Consider the following 595-nt stretch of genomic DNA (forward strand, 5'->3'; position numbering starts at 1 on the left):
CGACTGGAGCCAGACCGGATTTCCGCTGGGCAGGGTCACCGCCCGGGGATCGCGGAATCCGCGGACGCCCCGCAGAGCCCCGTAGCAGTGGTCGAAGGAGCGGTTCTCCTGCATCAGGATCACCACATGTTCCGCATCGAGCCACGTGCTGCCGGGGGCGGGATCGATGGCGAGGGCCCGCTGCAACACCGCCGGGAAGCCGCCGGCGGCGCCCATGCCTCCGGCCATCAGGGCCGCCTTCTTGAGAAACTCGCGTCGTGAGTCCATAGGATGCGTCGGAGTCCTGGACGGGACTCTGGCTCCGGAGCTTCAACCGCAACCCCTCGATGTCCAATCCGGAATTTGGGAGAACGGGATCGGAGCTACCGCGTTTGGTTCGTAGTGCAGCCTTCAGGCTGTCGGGGTGTGGCACGGTCGCGGCAGGCGCATGGGAATGCGTGGGGAGGCAGGCTGAAGCCCGGACTACGAACGAGGGCGGAACGGGATGAATCCCGGACTACGAACGGATCGTGAACCTGTCACTCCATCCTCAGCGGTGAACGAGCGCGGCAAATCCTCCGTAAGCCATTCTCTTGAAGTCGAAGAGCGGGTTCTT

Annotated in this window: 1 protein-coding gene; it reads right to left on the reverse strand. The window is 64.7% G+C overall.

Features of this window, described 5'->3' with window-relative positions:
* Positions 1 to 267 (reverse strand): twin-arginine translocation signal domain-containing protein (locus JNK74_29550; GenBank protein MBL7650319.1); only part of this gene is annotated, 267 nt, incomplete at its 3' end.
* Between the last annotated feature and the right edge of the window lie 328 nt (positions 268 to 595).

Source organism: Candidatus Hydrogenedentota bacterium, assembly GCA_016791475.1.
Taxonomy (GTDB): domain Bacteria; phylum Hydrogenedentota; class Hydrogenedentia; order Hydrogenedentales; family JAEUWI01; genus JAEUWI01.